Below are 19,953 nucleotides of genomic sequence, written 5' to 3'. Positions count from 1 at the left end.
AGTCCATGAATGCAACGCAGTGCGCTACGCCATCGTTTTCCCGAGCCCTTGCCGGGCCGCGTTCCATCAGGAGCTTCCGACGAAAGCTGAGCGCGGTCTCGCGCAGGCTGGCGGGACCGCTGCTGCTGGCCCTGGCGGCAACCTTGCCCGCCACGCCCGCGGCCGCCGCGCCGCCCGAGGCGCAAGCGCGCGCCGCCGATAGCCAACGCTCCCTGGCGCTGGACGGCGGGTCGCTCACCCCGTCGGACGTGATCGCGGTAGCCCGGGGCGGCCAGGCCGTGGCGCCCACCGATGCCGCCTGGCAGCGCGTGGCCCGCTCGCATGACCTGCTGTTGGCCTATGGCCGCCTGGGGCAGCCCGTCTACGGCCTGAACCGCGGCGTCGGCCAGAACAAGGACCAGACGATTTTCTCGGGCGACACGCTGTCCGACGAGGCCCGGGCGGCGTCGGCCGCCTTCAATCACCGCATGCTGCTGTCGCACACCGTCGCCTACGGCGAGCCGGCGAAGCCCGAAACCGTGCGCGCCGCCATGTTGATCCGGCTGAATACCGCGCTGTTCGGCGGCACCGGCATGAGCCCGCCCCTGGTGCGCCAATACGTCGACTTCCTCAACAAGGGCCTGACGCCCGTGGTGCTCGGGCAGGGGTCGGTCGGCCAGGCCGACATCACCATCCTGCCGCAGATCGGCCTGGCCATGATGGGCGAAGGCATGATCGAGGTGGATGGCAAGGCCATGCCCGCGGCCAACGCGATGCGCCAGGCCGGCCTGGCGCCGGTCAAGCCCTACGCCAAGGACTCGCTGTCCCTGCTCAGCTCCAATGCCTACGGCGCCGCGCTGGCCATCCTGGCCGCGGACGATGCCCGGCGCATGCTCGACCGCGCCGACGAAGTGGCGGCCCTGTCGCTCGAGGGCCTGAACGGCAACGTCGCCCCCCTGCTGGCCATCACCCAGGCGCAGCGTCCTTATCCGGCCCAGCAACAGGTGGCCCGACGCATCCTGTCCCTGCTCGACGGCAGCGCGCTGTGGCAGGCGGACGAGCAGCGCTCGCTGCAGGACCCGCTGAGCTTTCGCACCGTGAGCCAGGTGCACGGCGCGGCGCGCGAAGCCCTGCGGCAGCTGGATGTCCAGCTGCGGGTGCAGATCAACAGCTCCGACGACAACCCGACCGTGATCCTGGACGCGGCGCCGCCGCCCGGCGTTTCTGCCCAGGAAGCCCGTTACTACGTGACCCAGGGCCCACAGCGCGGCGCCGTGGTGCCCAGCGCCGGGTTCGATCCCACGGCCTGGGTGGTGCCCCTGCAATCGGTCGGGATCGCGCTGTCACAGGTGGCGCAGTCCTCGGCGCAACGCGTGCTGCGCATGGGCGATCCCACCTTTACCAAACTGCCGCGCTTCCTGTCGCCCAACGACGCCACGCTGGCCTACACCACCATCCAGAAGCCCGTGTCGCTGCTGGCCACCGAGATCCGCGCGCTGTCGCATCCCGTCTCGTCCGATGCGCTGGCGGTCGCCGGCAACATCGAGGACGTGGCCACCAACGGCCCGCTGGCCGCGCAGCGCCTGGGCCAACAGGCCGTGCGCCTGCGCACGTTGCTGGGCATCGAACTGATCCACGCCGCGCAGGCGGTGGACCTGCGCACGCGCGCCGACGCGCAGCGCCCGGTGGGCAAGGGAACCGGCGCCGTGCTGGCCGCGTTCCGCCAGCAAGTGCCGTTTCTTTCACAAGACAGGAGACTGGCCGACGACATTGCGCGCGCCGAACGGTTTCTTGATGAAGAGCGCGTCGTCACACCGTAGGCGCCGCGCCGCAGCCAGATCTGCAACAAGGGGAATGACCATGAACAAGTATGTCGCGCTGTGCCTGAGTAGTACCCTGCTAGCCACTGCCTTGTCCGCGCCCGCCGGCGCGGCCGACGGCAAGTATCCCGCCCGCCCCGTCACCATCGTCGTCCCGTTCGGCGCCGGCGGCATCGCCGACGCGTTGCCGCGCATCGTCGGCCAGGAACTCAACAGTAAATGGGGCGTGCCAGTCATCATCGAGAACAAGGTCGGCGCGTCCGGCAATATCGGCATGGACTATGTCGCGCGCGCCAATCCGGACGGCTACACGCTGGCCCTGGCGCCGGCGGGCAACCTGACGGTCAACCCGCTGCTCTACACCAAGCTGCCTTTCAATACGGCCAGGGACTTCGCGCCGGTGACCATGCTGGCCACCTCGCCCAACGTGCTGGTGGTCAACGCGCGGGTGCCCGCCCAGACCTTCACCGAACTGGTGGCCTACGCCCGCCAGCATCCGGACAAGCTCAACTACTCCTCCCCGGGGCCCGGCAGCGGCGCCCACCTGGCGGGTGAATTGCTCAACCAGTCGGCCGGCATCGTCACGCGCCATATCCCGTACAACGCCATGGCCGCGGCGGTCAACGACGTGGTGGCGGGCAACGTCGACATAATGTTCGCCGGCGTGTCCACCGTGTTGCCGCACATCCAGTCCGGCAAGCTGCGCGCGCTGGCCGTGGCCGGCCCGCAGCGCCTGCCGCAACTGAAGGACGTGCCCACCGTGGCCGAAAGCGGCTACCCGGGCTTTGACGTGACCTCCTGGTACGGCATCGTCGCGCCGGCCAAGGTGCCGCCCGAGATCCTCGACCAGTTGCAGGCCGATATCGCCGCCGTGCTGCAGAAGGAATCCGTGCGCCAGAAGTTCGCCGGCCTGGGCGTGGATCCGGCCGGATCCAACCGCGCCGACTTCGGCCGCGCGATCAAGGAAGAAACCGACAAATGGGCGGCCATCGTCAAGCAGGCCGGCATCCAGCCAATTCAATAACCAAGAGAGACACCATGCAATCCATCGACATCACCTACCTGAACGGCCCCGACGTGCGCGCGCTGGGCCTGACCGACGCCGAGATCCTGGCCGCCGTGCAAAGCGCGCTGGACGCCCAGGGCCGCGGCCAGACCGTCATCGAGCCGCGCATGCACCTGGTGCCGGAATCCTCCGACAAGGGACACTTCAACGTGCTGCGCGGCTACATCGCGCCGCTGCATGTGGCGGGCGTGAAGGTCGTCAGCGACTTCGTCGACAACTACAAGGTCGACCTGCCTTCCGAAATGGCCTTGCTCAACCTGTTCGATCCGGTCAACGGCAAGCCGCTGGCAGTGGTGGACGCGACCGCCATCACCGACATGCGCACCGGCGCGGTCACCGCGCTGGGCGCCAAGTACCTGGCGCGCAAGGACAGCAAGGTGCTGGGCCATATCGGCGCGCGCGGCACGTCCTACTGGAACGTGCGCCTGCTCGACAGCCTCTACGACTTCGACGAGATCCGCGTCCATTCACGCCGCCCCGAAAGCCAGCAGGCCTTCGGCGAACGCCTGTCGCGCGACCTGGGCAAGCCCGTGAAGGTCGTCAACGACTGGGAATCCTGCGTGCGCGGCGCCGACATCGTGGTGGAGGCCTCGCGCCTGCCCCAGCCCACGCCGCTGCTCAAGACCGAATGGATCAAGCCCGGCGCCCTGGTCATGCCCTACGGCACCATGAGCGCGGTCGAGCTGAGCCTGACCGACATCATGAGCAAAGTGGTGGTCGATGACTGGGGCCAATGCCGCAAGGGCCTGCCCTACGGCGCACTGCGCGCCCACGTCGACAGCGACCGCGTTACCCAGGAAAACCTGCACGCCGAACTGGGCCAGATCGTCGCCGGCCTGAAACCGGGCCGCGAGCGCGATGACGAGACCATCCTGTTCTGGCACCGCGGCCTGTCCACCACCGACATCGCGCTGGGCCACGCCATGCTGGAGAAAGCCCGCAAGATGGGCCTGGGCCAGACCCTCAAGTTCGCGTAGGAAGCCGGCCATGGATTTCATTACCTCGACGCGCATGTACGACGTTGCGCCCGCGGCGCAGGCCGCCTGGCATGCGCTGCTGCGGGCCGCCCATGCCCGCGCCGGCCTGCGCGTGCAATTCGTCGAACATGGCTGGCCGGCGCCGATCGGCGAGCTCTGGGAACGGCCCGGCCTGTGCGGCGTCTTCATGTGCGGCTGGCCCTACGTGAGGGCACTGGAGGCCGGCAGGGCCTTCGGCGCCATGGCCGCGGTGGTGCCCGACTGGCCGGCCTACGAGGGCCTGCCGCGCTACCGCAGCGAATTCCTGGTCCGCGCCGACTGCACCTGGTCGTCGCTGGCCGACGTGGCCGGCAGCCGCTATGGCTGGATGGTGCAGGACTCGCAATCCGGCTGGAACGCGCCGCGCGCGGCGCTCGCCAAGGTTGTCCCGCCCGGCGGCGCTCTGTTCGCGGCCTCCAAGGGGCCTTACGGCAACCCGCGCGGCCTGCTGCGCGCCCTGGCCGACGGCGAGATCGACCTGACCGCCGCGGACGCCTGGTATCTGGATCTGCTGCGCGAGCATGATCCGGCCGTGCTGGCCGGTCTGCGCACGCTGGCCTACACGCCCTGGACCCCGAACCCGTTGCTGGTGGCGGGCCCCGACGTGGATCCGGCCGCCGCGCAGGCCCTCTCGGACGCGCTGCTGGCCATGCACGAGGATCCGGCGCACGGGCCGCTGCTGCGCGCCGCCCACGTGGCGCGTTTCACCCGACCCGACCCCGCCGCGTACACGGTGCTGGATGAAATGGCGCAGGCCGCAGAGGACGCGGGCTACGCGGCGATCCGCTGACCCGGCGGCGCGTAAAGGCCGGCCCGGGCCCCAGACGCAAAAAAGCCGGCGCCGCTTTCGCGGATCCGGCTATTGCTGACGGTGTCGGGAACACCACCAAGAATTCGACCACATGAGTGGTCGGGGCGAGAGGATTCGAACCTCCGACTCCTGCGTCCCGAACGCAGTACTCTACCAGGCTGAGCTACGCCCCGAGTCTGGATATGGGGGGTTTATGGCTTGCGCGACCCCACACCCTACAGCTACTGACTTCGTTGCGCTCAGTGCAACCAAATCAACTTCCCGCTTCGGCTTGAAGGCTTTCGCCTTCCCGCCTTGTGAACTTCGACCTTGCTTTTCGACCTTGCTAAAGCCTAGCTAAGACACTGCTTTGAAAACTGCTGCAGCGCTGTTTTTCAGCTAGCGATCTCTATTCACCGCGAAAGCGCAGAATTCTAACAGAGAATTTAGAAAAGGGGAAACGGGATACGAAGAAAGTGCTTCGCGGGCCCGATTCGCCTCGACCACGGCGGCCTGGCGGGCGTGTTCCAGCGCGTCCGTCGCCTGGATGGCGGCGGCCACGGCGGCGAAGTCGGCGTCGCCCGTCTTGATGGCGTCGCGGATCAATTGCTGCTGTTCAGGCGTGCCCACTTCCATCACGCGGATCAGCGGCAGCGTCGGCTTGCCCTCGCGCAGGTCGTCGCCCACGTTCTTGCCCAGCGCGGCGGCGTCGCCGCTATAGTCCAGCACGTCATCGACCAATTGGAAGGCGGTGCCCACGTGGCGGCCGTACGCGGCGGCGGCGGCTTCCTGTTCGGGCGTGGCGCCGGCCAGCACCGCGCCCACCTGGGCCGCGGCCTCGAACAGCTTGGCGGTCTTGTAGCGCACGACTTGCAGGTAGCGCTCCTGCGAGACGTCCGGATCGTGCACGTTCAGCAGCTGCAGCACCTCGCCTTCGGCGATCACCGTGGTGGCCTCGGACAGGATGCTCATGATGCGCATCGAGTCGGCCTCGACCATCATCTCGAACGAACGCGAATAGAGGTAGTCGCCCACCAGCACGCTGGCGGCGTTGCCGAACACCGCGTTGGCGGTCTCGCGGCCACGGCGCAGGTCGGACTCGTCGACCACGTCGTCATGCAGCAGCGTCGCCGTATGGATGAATTCCACGACGGCGGCCAGCAACTGGTGATGCGTCCCTTCGTAGCCCAGCGCGCGCGCCACCATCAGCACCATCGCCGGACGCATGCGCTTGCCGCCGGCGCCAATGATGTAGTCGCCGATCGTACGGATCAGCACCACATCGGAATTCAGCCGCTCGCGGATAACCGCATCGACGGCTTTCATATCGTCAACTATGGGAGCAATGAGCGCGGGGAGATTCAAGACGTATCCGGAGAGTGAAACGAGCCGTATGTAACAGCTCTTACCGCTGGGCCGCCGGGATGGCGGGGGATTCGACCAGCGATTATACGGGCTGTCAGGAACCGAAGCCGGACCCGGCGGCGGCCCGCGCCCCGGGGCGCGCCCGCCCTCGACGGCCGCCATCCGTATCGATCGGCCCCCATTTTTTCATCATCCGGAACGGCCATCGCGGCGTCCAGGCGACACCTAAGCCCTTACCCTGCAAGCGCTTTTTGACTTTTCCCCAGCCCCACGCTAATATCCCGGATTCGGTCAGTGATGGCCGAATTACGTCGGTGAATTACGCACTACGCGCCTGGTGAACCGCAGGGAAGCAGCGGAGAATGGCGGCAGGATCTTCTTTCTCGCCCGCTTGATACGCAGCCCATCCCCATGCAACACGGCCCCGAACATCCAGGGCCGTCGTCCAACCGCCAGGCAAGTACCGCCAGCCCAGCAGGGCCGGCAAGCGAATAAGCCCATTTACCTATTTAAGGAATACCCCATGTACGCGGTCGTAAAAACCGGTGGCAAGCAGTACCGTGTTGCCATTGGCGAAAAACTCAAGGTAGAACAGATACCGGCTGACATTGGGCAAGAAATCACCCTGGATCAAGTGCTGTCCGTGGGCGAAGGCGACCAACTGAAAGTTGGTACGCCCCTCGTCGCCGGCGCCGTGATCAAGGCAACGGTTCTTGCGCAAGGCCGCCACGACAAGGTCAAGATCTTCAAGATGCGCCGTCGCAAGCACTATCAGAAGCGTCAGGGCCACCGTCAGAACTACACCGAAATCCGCATCGAAGCCATCACGGCTTAAGACGCGACTCGGCACCACATTAGCAGGAGCTAAACATGGCACAGAAAAAGGGCGGCGGCTCTACGCGAAACGGACGCGACTCAGAATCGAAGCGTCTGGGCGTCAAGGCTTTCGGCGGTGAACTGATTCCCGCTGGTTCGATCATCGTGCGTCAGCGCGGTACCCGTTTCCACGCTGGCGTGAACGTCGGCATGGGCAAGGACCACACCCTGTTCGCGCTGATCGACGGCAAGGTTCAATTCGGCTTCAAGGGCGCGTTGAACAAGCAAACCGTTTCGATCGTCGCCGCCGAGTAATCCTCGACGCAGCACGATCCGGCCAGCGGCGCGGTCGCCTCAGCGATCCGCCGCCGGCCAGAACGGCAAAGCCCTGTCGCACGCGGCAGGGCTTTTTTTCCTTCCGGCCACCGCAAATGCGCGGTGACCCTCGCCGCGTCGCGGCGAAGCCCTCTACCTCATACACGCGCAGACACCATGAAATTCGTAGACGAAGCCACCATTGAAGTCGTCGCCGGCAAAGGCGGCAATGGCGTGGCGAGCTTTCGCCGCGAAAAATTCATCCCCAAGGGCGGCCCGGACGGCGGCGATGGCGGACGCGGCGGCACCATCTTCGCGGTGGCCGATCGCAACATCAACACGCTGATCGACTTCCGCTACGCGCGCCTGCACCGCGCCAAGAACGGCGAAAACGGCCGTGGCTCGGACCAGTACGGCGCCGCCGCCCCGGACATCACGCTGCGCGTGCCCGTCGGCACCGTCATCCATGACGCCGACACCGGTGAAGTCCTGTTCGACCTGAACCGCCACGAGCAGAAGGTCGTGCTGGCCGCCGGCGGCCAGGGCGGCATGGGCAACATGCACTTCAAGTCCAGCGTCAACCGCGCCCCGCGCCAGTGGACGCCCGGCAAGGAAGGCGAACACCGCTACCTGCGCATGGAACTGAAGGTGTTGGCCGACGTCGGCCTGCTGGGCCTGCCCAACGCCGGCAAGTCCACGCTGATCACCCGCATCTCCAACGCCAAGCCGAAGATCGCCGACTACCCGTTCACGACGCTGCACCCGAACCTGGGCGTGGTGCGCACCTCGCCGTCGCGCAGCTTCGTCGTGGCCGACATCCCCGGCCTGATCGAAGGCGCCTCCGAAGGCGCCGGCCTGGGCCACCTGTTCCTGCGCCACCTGGCGCGCACCCGCGTGCTGCTGCACCTGGTGGACGTGTCCACCCCCGATCCCGACGCGGATCCCGTGGAACAGGCCGTGGTCGATGCCCGCGCCATCGTCGAGGAACTGCGCCGCTACGACCCCGAGCTGGCCGCCAAGCCGCGCTGGCTGGTGCTGAACAAGCTGGACATGGTGACCGATCCCGAGGACACCAAGCGCCGCTTCATCGAGCTGTACGACTGGAAGGGCCCGGTGTTCGGTATCTCCGGCCTGTCGGGCGACGGCACCCAGGACCTGATCTACGCGCTGCAGGACTACCTCGACGCCGAACGCGAAAAGGAACAACTGGCGCAGGACCAGGCCGACGGCACCTACGTCGCCGAAGACCCGCGCTTCGACGACACCCGCACCGACGCCGACAAGAAGCCGGCCGCGCCGCGTGGCGACGAATAAGCCATAATCGCAATCTCGTTCGATTACGCCTTTTTCGCGCCGCAGCCCGCCGCCATCATGTCTGCCGAATCACCCGCCGTTTCCGTCGTCACCAACGCCCAGCGCCTTGTCGCCAAGGTGGGCTCGTCGCTGGTCACCAATGAAGGCCGCGGCCTGGATCGCGCCGCCGTGGCGCACTGGGCCGCCCAGATCGCCGCGCTGCACAAGCAGGGCAAGCAGGTCGTGCTGGTCTCCAGCGGCGCCATCGCCGAAGGCATGGCCCGCCTGGGCTGGCGCAAGCGCCCGTCGGTGATGCACGAACTGCAGGCCGCCGCGGCCGTGGGCCAGATGGGCCTGTGCCAAGCCTACGAAGCGGCCTTCGCCGAATACGGCCTGCGCACCGCGCAGATCCTGCTGACCCACGAAGACCTGGCCGACCGCCACCGCTACCTGAACGCGCGCAGCACGCTGTTCGCGCTGCTGCGACTGGGCGTGGTGCCGATCGTGAACGAAAACGACACGGTGGTCACCGACGAGATCCGGCTGGGCGACAACGACACGCTCGGCGCGCTGGTCACCAACCTGATCGAAGCCGACACGCTGATCATCCTGACCGACCAGCGCGGCCTGTACGACTCCGATCCCCGCAAGAATCCCGACGCCAAGTTCATGGCGCACGCCCAGGCCGGCGATCCGGCGCTGGAAGCCATGGCTGGCGGCGCCGGCAGCGGCATCGGCACCGGCGGCATGCTGACCAAGGTGCTGGCGGCCAAGCGCGCCGCGCACAGCGGCGCGCACACCGTAATCGCCTCGGGCCGCGAACGCAACGTGCTGACGCGCCTGGCGCAAGGCGAATGCATCGGCAGCGAATTGCGCGCCGTGCTGCCGGTCTGGTCAGCGCGCAAGCAATGGCTGGCCGACCACCTGCGCCTGCGCGGCCGCGTGGTGCTGGACGACGGCGCCGTACAGGCGCTGCTGCGCGAAGGCAAGAGCCTGCTGCCGATCGGCGTGGTCGATGTGGAAGGCGAATTCGGCCGCGGCGACGTGGTCGCCTGCGTCGACGGCCAGGGCCGCGAATGCGCGCGCGGGCTGATCAATTATTCGTCGGTGGATACGCGCCGCATCCTGCGCCAGCCGTCGGCGCAGATCGCCCGTATCCTCGGCAGCATGACCGACCCCGAACTGATGCATCGCGACAACCTGGTCGTGCTCTGACGGGCAGCGCCGGTTGACGATGAAAAAGGCGCCCGCAGGAGCGCCTTTTTTTGGCTGGGACGGCGCTTTCCCGCGACCGGAACAACGCGATCGCGAGGGCCGTTCGCACCACGGCCCTCGCCAGCCGCGCCACGCTGGCGGCAGGCCAGGCTACGGATGTTCCGCCGGCACGCCCTGCGGCAACAGCATGTAGCCCCACCCTCGCACCGCCAGCACCGGCAGGTCGATATTGAGCCGGCGCGCCTTGGAACGCAGGCGCGATACCAGCACATCGACGCGCCGCGCGCCGTCCATGGGATCACGCGCGGCATCGGGGAAGAAGCCCTCGCGCGGCAGGCACTGGTGCGGCGCATTCAACAGGCTGACGAAAAAAGCGCGCTCCGTGTTGGTCAGGGGCAGCCGCTCACCGGCGGGCCCGGCCAGCATGCGGCCACGGCCATCGACCCGCCAGCGCGGCATGGCGTCGGCCGCGGGATGCTGGCAACGCATCAGGTTGCGCAGGACGGCGTCCCATTCGGGGATGTTTGCCTGCAGCGGCACGCACACATGGGCGCCCGCATCGAGCGCGGCGATACGGGCCGGCGCGGAGTCTTCGGGCGACTGCCAGACCACGGCGCAGCCCGGCGCGGTGCGACGCAGCGCGGCAATCAGCTGCGGCAGGTCGTCGATGGTGCCGCGTAGCACGACGGCATCGGCGGGCTCATTGCGCAGACGCGCCAACAGCCCTTCGGGCGAGCGGCACAGGCCGACCTCCCACTGAAATTGACGTAGGGTATGCACGAACTTGTTGCATGCCATTCCACCAAGTTGCACGACGAGGACGTAACCTCTTTCCTGCATGTGAGCGCCTCTTCGAACTTATCACTTAAGTAATATTTATATCCACCAAAGTGCCTACGGCGCAAGCTTCAATCGACGCGTGAAGACTTTTTCAGACCGACTGAAGCACGCCCGTCTTTTGCGTGGCCACACGCAGAAAACCTTGGCGCGCCTGACCCGCCTGTCGCAGAGCGCGATCGGCAGCTACGAGAGCGGGCTGCGGCATTCGAGCCGCTCCCTGCGCAAGCTGGCGCAGGTGTTGAAGGTGGAACTCGAGTGGCTGGAGACCGGCAAGGGTCCCATGGAACTGCCCATGGAGAGCTACGACCTGAGCGATACGCTGCCGGCGACCGGCGTCTCGGAACCCCTGCCCCGCGCCATCGCGCGCCGCGGGCGGCCGTTGGCGCCGTGGCCCTACGCCACGATCTCGCCCGCGATGCTCGACACGCTCACGGCCGAGGATCGGGTGGCGCTGGAGGCGGTGACGCTGGCCTTCATTGAAGCCATGACGGCGCGTCGCGGCGTCAAGCCACGCGGCCGAAAGGGCTGAGAAAACGCCCGAAGCAGGACAAAAAAAACCCGGCAGTGCCGGGTTTTTTGTGCCTGGAAAAATCAGGGCTTGGCGGGAGCCGGGGCCGGCGCGGCGCCAGGAGCGGGCGCGCTCTCGCCACGGATCTTGGCGGCGATGTCGGAAGCGGCTTGCGCCGACGGCACGCCGAAGGCCAGCACGCCACGGTTCAGCGGTTCGCCGATGCGCGGCGCGGCGATCAGTTCACGATCGATCACCAGCGCCAGCATGTTGCCGACGTTCTGGGTGCTGATCTCGGTCAGCTTGCGGGTGCCGGCTTCCGAGAAACGCAGACCGACGAAATTGGCGCCTTGGCGATCGACCAGGGCGGCGGCTTCGGTCAGGTCGGCGCGCGTCAGCACGGGCTGCTGCTGCATGTAGAGCTTGCCGTCGGGCAGGGCGACTTCGACCAGACCAGGGGCGGACTGGGTCTGGGCCACATAGAACTCGACCACCGAGGCGGTGGCGGGCTGCTGCTGCCCGGACGGTTGCTGTTGGCCGGCCGTATCGGGCGTGGCGGCGGCGCCGGATTTGGTCGGGGCGGTCTTGCAACCCGCAAGCGCAAGGGTCATGACCACCAGGGCGGGTGCCAGTTTGCGTAGGGTAAGTTGCATGCTCGTTTCCTTCTTGAGTGGACTGAGGCCGGCGGGCTGCCCCCCGGCTGACCGAAAAAGTGTACAGAACCTATATGGCACTGTCTCCGCAGACTGATTCCAAATGTAAAGCGGTACTACCAGCATCGGCAATCGATCGGGGATCACGCTGCCGCAGCGCAGCATCGGCGGCCATTCGCGCCGGGGCCGGGCAGGCTCTATACTTCGCTTTCGCGCAGGGGTACTCGTCGCGCCGAATCGGCCCGACGTGTTGAGAGAGTCCCTTCGTACCAGTACGGATAATGCCGATGCTGGGAGCCGTATTCCCGCCATGCCCGCATGGCGGGAGTCCATTCCCGATCGGCTCCAAACCATTCGCTTGGAGCTTTCCATGAACGCCAATCCCAAATTCCTGGCCGCCACCGCCGAAGTCGACGCGGCCGCGGTCGCCCCGTTGCCCAAATCCCGCCGGGTCTACGAGGTCGGTTCCCGTCCCGACATCCGCGTCCCGTTCCGCGAGATCGAACAGGACGACACGCCCACCATGTTCGGTGGCGAAAAGAACCCGCCGCTCACCGTCTACGATTGCAGCGGCCCCTACACCGACCCCGATGCCAGGATCGACATCCGCCGCGGCCTGCCGGAAGTGCGCCGCGCCTGGATCGACGAGCGCGGCGACACGGAAGTGCTGTCCGGCCCGACCAGCGACTACGGCAAGGAACGCCTGACCGATCCCAAGCTGACGGCCATGCGCTTCGACCTGCAGCGCCCGCCGCGCCGCGCCGTGGCCGGCGCCAACGTCTCGCAGATGCACTACGCGCGCCGCGGCATCATCACGCCCGAAATGGAATACGTGGCGATCCGCGAAAGCCTGCGCCGCGAGCACTACCTGCAGACGCTGCGCGACAGCGGTCCGGACGGCGAGAAGATGGTCAAGCGCCTGCTGCGCCAGCACCCGGGCCAGTCGTTCGGCGCCGCCATCCCGGCCGCCATCACGCCGGAATTCGTGCGCGACGAGATCGCCCGCGGCCGCGCCATCATCCCCGCCAACATCAACCACCCGGAAGTCGAGCCGATGGCGATCGGCCGCAATTTCCTGGTCAAGATCAACGCCAACATCGGCAACTCGGCCGTCAGTTCGGGCATCGGCGAGGAAGTCGAGAAGATGACCTGGGCGATCCGCTGGGGCGGCGACACGGTCATGGACCTGTCGACGGGCAAGCACATCCACGAAACGCGTGAATGGATCATCCGCAATTCGCCGGTGCCGATCGGCACGGTGCCGATCTACCAGGCGCTGGAGAAGGTCGACGGCAAGGCCGAGGAACTGACCTGGGAGATCTTCCGCGACACGCTGATCGAGCAGGCCGAACAGGGCGTGGACTACTTCACGATCCACGCCGGCGTGCGCCTGCCGTTCATTCCGATGACGGCGGACCGCATGACGGGTATCGTCTCGCGCGGCGGCTCGATCATGGCCAAGTGGTGTCTGGCGCACCACAAGGAGAGCTTCCTGTACGAGCGCTTCGAGGAAATCTGCGAAATCATGAAGGCCTACGACGTCAGCTTCTCGCTGGGCGACGGCCTGCGCCCGGGCTCGGGCTACGATGCCAACGACGAAGCCCAGTTCGCCGAGCTGAAGACGCTGGGCGAGCTGACGCAGGTGGCCTGGAAGCACGATGTGCAGGTGATGATCGAAGGCCCCGGCCACGTGCCGATGCAGATGATCAAGGAAAACATGGAGCTGCAGCTGGAACACTGCCACGAGGCGCCGTTCTACACGCTGGGCCCCCTGACGACCGACATCGCGCCGGGCTACGACCACATCACCTCGGGCATCGGCGCGGCGCTGATCGGCTGGTACGGCACGGCGATGCTCTGTTACGTGACGCCCAAGGAACACCTGGGGCTGCCGAACAAGAAGGACGTGAAGGACGGCATCATCACGTACAAGATCGCGGCGCACGCGGCGGACCTGGCCAAGGGCCATCCGGGCGCGGCGATCCGCGACAACGCGCTGTCGAAGGCGCGTTTCGAGTTCCGCTGGGACGACCAGTTCAATCTGGGCCTGGATCCGGACACGGCGAAGGAGTTCCACGACGAGACACTGCCGAAGGACTCGATGAAGGTGGCGCACTTCTGCTCGATGTGCGGCCCGCATTTCTGCAGCATGAAGATCACGCAGGACGTGCGTGATTACGCGGCCTCGCAAGGCGTGAGCGAAAAAGACGCCCTCCAAAAAGGCATGCAGGAGAAGTCGATCGAGTTCGTGAAGAAGGGCGCCGAGGTTTATCACCGGCAGTGATCTTCTGAACGGATTTCGCCTTTGCCGGGCTGGTCGCTGATGGCGGCGGTTTGGTGGACTTGGGGCGGCATGAAAGGCCTGGATGCGTTGCTCCAGGCCTTTTTTGGTATCTGCGGTGTTTTTTTGCGGAGTTGGTCTGATCTTTGGTTGCGAGGGTTGGATTCTTGAGGCGCCCGGAGCGGTGTCGGTGTGGGCGAGGCGGGGCTACGAAGCGCCTCTCCCCCGCCAACAAGCCCTTCTTAAAGCAGCTTCCCAGGATTCATAATCCCCTTAGGATCCAAAACCCGCTTGATCTCTCGCATCAACCGCAACTCAACCGCATCCTTGCTATGCAGGAAATGCTCCCGCTTGAGCTGCCCGATCCCATGCTCCGCGCTGATGCTGCCGCCGTAGCGGTTGACCTCGTCCAGGACCGCGTCGGTGATCGCGGCGCCGTGTTCGGCGACCCAGCCGCGGTCCGCGCCCGCCGGGCGCGACAGGTTGTAGTGCAGGTTGCCGTCGCCGAAGTGGCCGAAGATGAAGGGGCGGATGTCCGGGTACAGCGCGCGCACGCGCGCCTCGGCCGACACCATGAAATCGGGAATGCTCTCGATCGGCAGCGACACATCGTGCTTGAGGTGCGGGCCGTCGGCGCGCTGGGCTTCGGAGATTTCCTCGCGCAGCTTCCACAGCGCCTGCAGCTGCGCCAGCGACGCGGAGACCGCGGCGTCCAGGCACAGGCCGCGTTCGAGCGCCGTGCCGATCACGCTTTCCAGCAGCGCGGTCAGGGCCGCTTCGTCGGTCGTGTCGGCCAGCTCGACCAGCACATAGGCGGGGTAGCGTTGATCGAACGGCTCCTGCACGCCGGCGGCGTGCGTCAGGACCAGGTCGAGGCAGTCGCCCGAGAAATATTCGAAGGCCTGCAGGCGGGCGCCGCATTGCTCGAACAGGATCTCGAACAATTGCAGCGCCTGGGCGGGCGATTCGACCGCGGCCAGCACCACCGAGCGCACGTCGGTGCGCGGGTACAGGCGCAAGGCCACGGCGGTGATCACGCCAAGCGTGCCTTCGGAGCCGATCAGCAACTGTTTGAGGTCGTAGCCGGTGTTGTCCTTGCGCAGGGTGCGCAGGCCGTTGAAGATCTCGCCGTTGGGCAGCACCGCTTCCAGGCCCAGCACCAGCTCGCGCGCCATGCCGTAGCGCACCACGTTGACGCCGCCGGCGTTGGTCGCGACGTTGCCGCCGATCTGGCTGGAATCTTCGGCGGCCAGGCTCAGGGGCAGCAGGCGGCCGGCGTCCTGCGCGGCGCGGCGCAGGTTGCCGAGGATGCAGCCGGCTTCGGCGACCATGGTGTTGGCGACGGTGTCGATGGCGCGCACCGCGTTCATGCGGTCCAGGCTCAGGACGACGTTGACGGGCGCGGCATCGGGCGTGGCGCCGCCGCACAGGCCGGTGTTGCCGCCGCGCGGCACCACCGGCACGCCGGCCTCGTTGCAGAGCGCCAGGCAGGTGGCGACCTCGGCGGTGGTGCGCGGACGGACCACCGCCTGCGCGTGGCCGTTGTAAAGACCGCGCCAGTCGGACAGCCAGGGCGCGATGTCCTCGCTGGCGGTGAAGACGGTGTCGGGGCCGAGGACCTGGACCAGGCGCTGGGCGATGTCGGTTGTGCTCATGATGTCTGCCTGGAGGCGGGAAAGAGGGAATCGAGGCGCAGGCGGCTGGCCGCCTGCCGCAGGTGGCGTTCGGCCATCAGGCGCGCGCGCGGCGCATCGCGGTCGCGGATGGCCTCGAACACGGCGACGTGTTCGTGGTGCACGGCGTCCGTCATGCCCGCCAGCTGGCGGCTGTTGGCGCGCGCGGTGCTGACGGCCAGGCGCAATTGCAGGTTCAGGTACTGCAGCAGGTCCTGGTAGAACGGGTTGTGGGTCGCGGCCGCGATCGCCAGGTGGAAGGCGATGTCGTGCTCGACCCCGTGTTCGGGATGGTGCTGATGACGTTCCAGGTCGGCCAGGGCGCGGGCCATGGCCTCCAGGTCGGCGGCGTTGCGGCGCTCGGCCGCCAGGGCGGCGGCGCCGCCTTCCAGTTCCATGCGCAATTCGTAGACGCTGGCCAACTGCTCGCGGCTGACGGCGATGTCGGCGGGCACCTGGAAGCCCTGCGCGCCGGTGCGCGCCAGCACCACGCTGCCCGATCCCTGGCGGCTCTGCACCAGGCCCTGCGCGCGCAGGCGCTCGGTGACCTCGCGGATGACCGCGGCGCTGACGCCGTACTGCTCGGCCAGGATACGGCCGGACGGCAGCTTGGCGCCCACGGGGTAGACGCCATGGGCAATGTCGCCCGCGATCTGGCGGGCAACCTGTTCGGTCAGGGTGAGGCTCTTGGTCAGCATAGCCGCGGAGTATAGCTCAAACTTTTCAGGTTATCTGATAACTTTGAGCGAACGAGAGGAAATTCGTGACGCAGCGCCCTCGAGCGCTGGCTTGAGGCTTCAGGCCGTCGCGGCGGCGTCGCCGGTCTCCCGGACCGCTTCCAGGTCTGGCGCCCCGGCGACCGCGCAGCGGCGGCCGCCCTGCGCCTTGGCGCGGTACAGCGCCGCGTCGGCCGAGTCCAGCACCGACTGGGCCTTGCGGTCGGTGCCGGAAATGATCGAGATGCCGATCGACAATCCCACGCTGACCCGCGTGCCATCGGCCAGCGTGATCGGCTGGATCGCGTCGCGCAGCAGGTGGTTGCCCAGGCGCAGCGCGGCGGTGGCGTCGATGCCGGTGGCCAGCACGATGAATTCGTCGCCGCCGATGCGGGCCGCGACGTCGTCCACCCGCAGCATGGCGCGCATGCGCTGGGCGATGGTCTTGAGCACGTGGTCGCCGGCGGCATGGCCGTGGGTGTCATTGATGATCTTGAAGTCATCCATGTCCATGTAGAACAGCGCGGCGGCGCTGTCCTGCCCGCGGGCGCTGGCGCAGATGCGCTCGAGCGCCGCTTCCAGCCCGGCGCGGTTGGCCAGGCCGGTCAGCGCGTCCTGGCTGGCGCGGCGTTCGTTCTCGCGCTCGGCCAGCATGGTGGACACCAGGATGCGCCGCAGCCGCTGCGAGGCGATGCTCATGCTGACCAGGTAGAACGGGATCTGGATGAAGACGATGGCGGTGACGTATTCGCCGGCGAACAGCGCGCCCAGGCACATCGGCCCCAGGCTCAGGAAGATCATCGCGGCCACCAGCCGCGGCGCGCCGTAGTTGCGAAAGCAGATGCCGCCCGCCATGGCGCCGCAGGACACGCCGGCCAGCGTGGCGGCCAGCCAGTCATGGTTGAGGAAGGTGACGAAGACGCCGTAGCCGACGCTGAACGCCCACAGCAGCGCCAGCACGATGTAGATGTCGGTATGGGTGTTGCCGCCCCGGGCGGCGTTGCGCAGGGCCGAGCGCAGAATGGTGACCCGCACCACCGCCAGCACGATCTCCAGCACCAGCCAGGAGATATAGAGCGGCTCGGGCCGGCGCCAGGCGACCACGCCCGAGATCATCAGGGTATTGATGACGCCGCCCGCGAAGATGGGCAGCGTGCCGAACAGACTGGCAATCAACGCGGTGCGGATGTCCGCTGGCGTGTCCTGCCCGGAATCCGTCAACCATCGGGTCAGCCGCCACTTGGGCAGGCTGAAGCTCAATCCTGTTTCCACTCCGATACGTCCAAAGCTGCCTGCCCTGAAAGGAAGGCTGGCTGGCGTTATAGCAGGTATTTCAAACCTTTAATATTGTTCGCACGGATCATGACATGCGGATTTTACGGGGACAGAATATCCACGGGGCGGACGGATCAGTGCCCGCGGACCCCGCAAACCGCGCACTCGGGATCGCGCTGCACGTTGACGCTGCGCCATTGCATGGTGCGCACGTCGAGCCACAGCAGGCGTCCCGACAGGCTCTCGCCCACGCCCGAAAGCAGCTTGAGCGCCTCGGCCGCCTGCATGCTGCCGATGATGCCGACCACCGGCGCGAACACGCCCATGGTGGCGCAATTGGCCTCTTCGACGTCGTCGGCCTCGGGAAACAGGCAGTGGTAGCAAGGCGCCTCGGGGTCGCGCAGGTCGTAGACGCTGACCTGGCCGTCGAAGCGGATGGCCGCGCCCGACACCAGCGGCTTGCGATGCTGCACGCAGGCGCGGTTGATGGCGTGGCGGGTGGTGAAGTTGTCGGTGCAGTCCAGCACCAGGTCGGCTTGCGCCACGGCGTCGGACAGGGCCTGGCCCTGCAGCCGCTCGACGCGGGCATGCACGCGGGTCTGGGGATTGAAGGCGGCCAGCATGTCGCGGCCGGACTCGGCCTTGGGCCGGCCCACGCTCGCGGTGGTGTGGAGGATCTGGCGCTGCAGGTTGCTGAGCTCGACGACGTCGTCATCGGCCAGCGTGATCTCGCCGACGCCGGCGGTGGCCAGGTAGAGCGCGGCGGGCGAACCCAGTCCACCCCCCCCTACGATAAGCACACGCGCCGCCAGCAGTCTTTCCTGCCCTTCGATACCCAGCTCGTCGAGCAGGATGTGGCGGGCGTAGCGCAGTAGTTGCTCGTCGTTCATTTGTCCTTGCTGGGCTCGACTCCGGTCGGCGTGATCTTCATGCGCTGGGCGGTGCCGGTGCCGGGCTTGGCGTCAGCCTTGGCCTGGGCGCGGGCCGAGCCCTTCTGCACCGGCTTGCCGGCCAGCAGGTTGACCGCCTGCTGCAGCTGGAAGTCATCCTTGCCGCCGAACTCGAACACCTTGGTCGGCACGTCGACGTTGTCCTGGTCCGAGTTGGACTTCACTTCGTTGGCCGTGCCCGGGTTGGACAGGTGGCGTTGCAGGTCGGCTTCGCGCGGCAGGCGGAACAGGTCGCCGTCGGCGGTGTCGGCCACGACGTAGTCGGGCTCGATGCCGGTGGCCTGGATCGAACGGCCGCTGGGCGTGAAGTAGCGCGAGGTGGTGAGCTTGACCGCGGTGGTTTCCGACAGCGGCAGGATCACCTGCACCGAGCCCTTGCCGAAGGTGCGGTTGCCCAGCACCTTGGCGCGCTTGTGGTCCTGCAGCGCGCCGGCCACGATTTCCGAGGCCGAGGCCGAACCGACGTTGACCAGCACCACCATCGGCACGGTCTTGGTCCAGGCCGGCAGGCCCGACAGGTAGTTGCTTTCGCCGCGGGCGTATTCCGACGGGGTCGCCAGGTATTTGTGGCGGGCGTCCGGGGTACGGCCGTCGGTCGACACCACCAGGGCGTCGGCCGGCAGGAACGCGCCGGACACGCCGATGGCACTGGTCAGCAGGCCGCCCGGGTCGTTGCGCAGGTCGAGCACCAGGCCCTTGGGGGCTTCCTTGGCGCCCAGGTCCTTGAGCTGCTTGGCCAGGTCGACGCCGGTCTTTTCCTGGAACTGGGCGATGCGCACGTAGGCCACGCCGTTGTCCAGCATCTTGCTGCGCACGCTGCGCACCTTGATGATGTCGCGCACGATCTTGAGCACGATCGGCTGCGGCCGGTCGGCGCGCATGATGGTCAGCGTGATGGGCGACTTGGGCGCGCCGCGCATGAGCTTGACGGCGTCGTTCAGCGACATGCCCTTGGTGGGCGTGTCGTCGATCTTGATGATGAGGTCGCCGGCCATGACGCCCGCGCGCGCGGCGGGGGTGTCTTCGATGGGCGAGATGACCTTGACGAAGCCGTCTTCGGCGCCGACTTCGATGCCCAGGCCGCCGAACTCACCCTGCGTGGCCGTCTGCATTTCGCGGAACGCGTCGGCATCCAGGTAGGCGGAGTGCGGGTCCAGGTTCGACACCATGCCGGAGATGGCATTGTCGATCAGCGTCTTGTCGTCCACCGACTCGACGTAGTTGTTCTTGATGGCGGCGAAGACGTTGCTCAGTTGCCTGAGTTCATCCAGCGGCAAGGGGCTGCCGCGCTGGGCGACAGCCGTCACGCCCACGCTGAGCAAGACACCTGCCACCGCACCGATGGCAATCAGACCGAAACCGCGAAACTTGCGAGTGCTCAT

At 67.2% G+C, this 19,953-nt stretch carries 18 protein-coding genes and 1 tRNA gene; 10 read left to right on the top strand and 9 right to left on the bottom strand.

Going from position 1 to position 19,953, the window contains the following annotated elements; genetic code table 11:
• Positions 1–5 precede the first annotated feature (5 nt).
• The 4 genes from I6I07_RS09430 to I6I07_RS09415 are packed head-to-tail and all read left to right on the top strand — an operon-like array spanning position 6 to position 4,671.
• Positions 6–1,799: an HAL/PAL/TAL family ammonia-lyase gene (locus tag I6I07_RS09430; protein WP_232625995.1), complete on the top strand. Its 1,794-nt coding sequence runs from the start codon at positions 6–8 to the stop codon at positions 1,797–1,799.
• A gap of 40 nt (positions 1,800–1,839) precedes the next feature.
• Positions 1,840–2,823, top strand: coding sequence for a Bug family tripartite tricarboxylate transporter substrate binding protein (locus I6I07_RS09425; protein ID WP_198486428.1), 984 nt, complete (start codon positions 1,840–1,842; stop codon positions 2,821–2,823).
• Between the two features lie 14 nt (positions 2,824–2,837).
• The gene (locus I6I07_RS09420; protein WP_198486427.1) at positions 2,838–3,842 is read left to right on the top strand and encodes an ornithine cyclodeaminase family protein; all 1,005 of its coding nucleotides are present in this window, start codon (positions 2,838–2,840) and stop codon (positions 3,840–3,842) included.
• 10 nt (positions 3,843–3,852) lie between these two features.
• A complete protein-coding gene (locus I6I07_RS09415; RefSeq protein ID WP_198486426.1) occupies positions 3,853–4,671 on the top strand; it encodes a phosphate/phosphite/phosphonate ABC transporter substrate-binding protein in 819 nt (272 codons plus the stop codon).
• 117 nt (positions 4,672–4,788) lie between these two features.
• On the opposite strand, the gene I6I07_RS09410 is transcribed toward I6I07_RS09415, so the two are convergent.
• Together I6I07_RS09410 and ispB are read right to left on the bottom strand one after the other, a co-directional pair.
• Positions 4,789–4,865 (bottom strand) — tRNA-Pro (locus I6I07_RS09410).
• Between the two features lie 205 nt (positions 4,866–5,070).
• The gene (gene ispB, locus I6I07_RS09405) at positions 5,071–6,036 is read right to left on the bottom strand and encodes an octaprenyl diphosphate synthase (protein WP_035359650.1); all 966 of its coding nucleotides are present in this window, start codon (positions 6,034–6,036) and stop codon (positions 5,071–5,073) included.
• 523 nt (positions 6,037–6,559) lie between these two features.
• On the opposite strand from ispB, the gene rplU reads away from it, so the two are divergent.
• The 4 genes from rplU (at position 6,560) to proB (ending at position 9,675) form a co-directional block, all read left to right on the top strand.
• A complete protein-coding gene (gene rplU, locus I6I07_RS09400) occupies positions 6,560–6,871 on the top strand; it encodes a 50S ribosomal protein L21 (protein WP_006389960.1) in 312 nt (103 codons plus the stop codon).
• Positions 6,872–6,906: 35 nt separating this feature from the next.
• A complete protein-coding gene (gene rpmA, locus I6I07_RS09395; RefSeq protein WP_006216229.1) occupies positions 6,907–7,167 on the top strand; it encodes a 50S ribosomal protein L27 in 261 nt (86 codons plus the stop codon).
• A gap of 177 nt (positions 7,168–7,344) precedes the next feature.
• Positions 7,345–8,481: a GTPase ObgE gene (obgE, locus tag I6I07_RS09390; protein WP_198486425.1), complete on the top strand. Its 1,137-nt coding sequence runs from the start codon at positions 7,345–7,347 to the stop codon at positions 8,479–8,481.
• A gap of 57 nt (positions 8,482–8,538) precedes the next feature.
• Entirely contained in the window at positions 8,539–9,675 is a 1,137-nt protein-coding gene (gene proB / locus I6I07_RS09385) for a glutamate 5-kinase (protein ID WP_198486424.1), read from the top strand.
• Between the two features lie 150 nt (positions 9,676–9,825).
• Here the strand turns inward: proB and I6I07_RS09380 are convergent, their stop codons facing one another.
• Positions 9,826–10,455: a winged helix-turn-helix domain-containing protein gene (locus I6I07_RS09380; protein ID WP_232625993.1), complete on the bottom strand. Its 630-nt coding sequence runs from the start codon at positions 10,453–10,455 to the stop codon at positions 9,826–9,828.
• 139 nt (positions 10,456–10,594) lie between these two features.
• On the opposite strand from I6I07_RS09380, the gene I6I07_RS09375 reads away from it, so the two are divergent.
• Positions 10,595–11,044, top strand: a complete 450-nt coding sequence (locus I6I07_RS09375) for a helix-turn-helix domain-containing protein (RefSeq protein ID WP_050813108.1) — start codon at positions 10,595–10,597, stop codon at positions 11,042–11,044.
• Positions 11,045–11,106: 62 nt separating this feature from the next.
• Here the strand turns inward: I6I07_RS09375 and I6I07_RS09370 are convergent, their stop codons facing one another.
• Complete coding sequence (locus I6I07_RS09370; RefSeq protein WP_198486422.1) at positions 11,107–11,676, bottom strand: SecDF P1 head subdomain-containing protein; 570 nt, start codon at positions 11,674–11,676, stop codon at positions 11,107–11,109.
• 370 nt (positions 11,677–12,046) lie between these two features.
• Here I6I07_RS09370 and thiC point away from each other — a divergent pair, with 370 nt between their 5' ends.
• Positions 12,047–13,960, top strand: a complete 1,914-nt coding sequence (gene thiC / locus I6I07_RS09365) for a phosphomethylpyrimidine synthase ThiC (RefSeq protein ID WP_006391745.1) — start codon at positions 12,047–12,049, stop codon at positions 13,958–13,960.
• A gap of 239 nt (positions 13,961–14,199) precedes the next feature.
• Here the strand turns inward: thiC and I6I07_RS09360 are convergent, their stop codons facing one another.
• From I6I07_RS09360 to I6I07_RS09340, 5 genes are all read right to left on the bottom strand, one after another.
• Entirely contained in the window at positions 14,200–15,612 is a 1,413-nt protein-coding gene (locus I6I07_RS09360) for an FAD-binding oxidoreductase (protein ID WP_198486421.1), read from the bottom strand.
• Positions 15,609–16,328 carry a FadR/GntR family transcriptional regulator gene (locus tag I6I07_RS09355; protein ID WP_198486420.1) on the bottom strand — a complete coding sequence of 240 codons (720 nt, stop codon included), beginning with the start codon at positions 16,326–16,328 and terminating at the stop codon, positions 15,609–15,611. Before I6I07_RS09355 ends, I6I07_RS09360 begins: the two co-directional genes overlap by 4 nt.
• Positions 16,329–16,427: 99 nt before the next feature.
• Positions 16,428–17,606, bottom strand: coding sequence for a sensor domain-containing diguanylate cyclase (locus tag I6I07_RS09350; protein ID WP_232625991.1), 1,179 nt, complete (start codon positions 17,604–17,606; stop codon positions 16,428–16,430).
• A gap of 149 nt (positions 17,607–17,755) precedes the next feature.
• On the bottom strand, positions 17,756–18,511 hold the full coding sequence (locus tag I6I07_RS09345) for a HesA/MoeB/ThiF family protein (RefSeq protein ID WP_198486418.1): 756 nt from the start codon (positions 18,509–18,511) through the stop codon (positions 17,756–17,758).
• Positions 18,508–19,953 (bottom strand): S41 family peptidase, encoded by a 1,446-nt coding sequence (locus tag I6I07_RS09340; RefSeq protein WP_035359660.1) that lies wholly within the window; start codon positions 19,951–19,953, stop codon positions 18,508–18,510. Before I6I07_RS09340 ends, I6I07_RS09345 begins: the two co-directional genes overlap by 4 nt.

It is taken from the genome of Achromobacter deleyi (assembly GCF_016127315.1).
GTDB classification, from domain to species: domain Bacteria; phylum Pseudomonadota; class Gammaproteobacteria; order Burkholderiales; family Burkholderiaceae_B; genus Achromobacter; species Achromobacter insuavis_A.
Note: the sequence above shows the minus strand (reverse complement) of the source record. Positions and strands in the feature narration are given on the sequence as shown.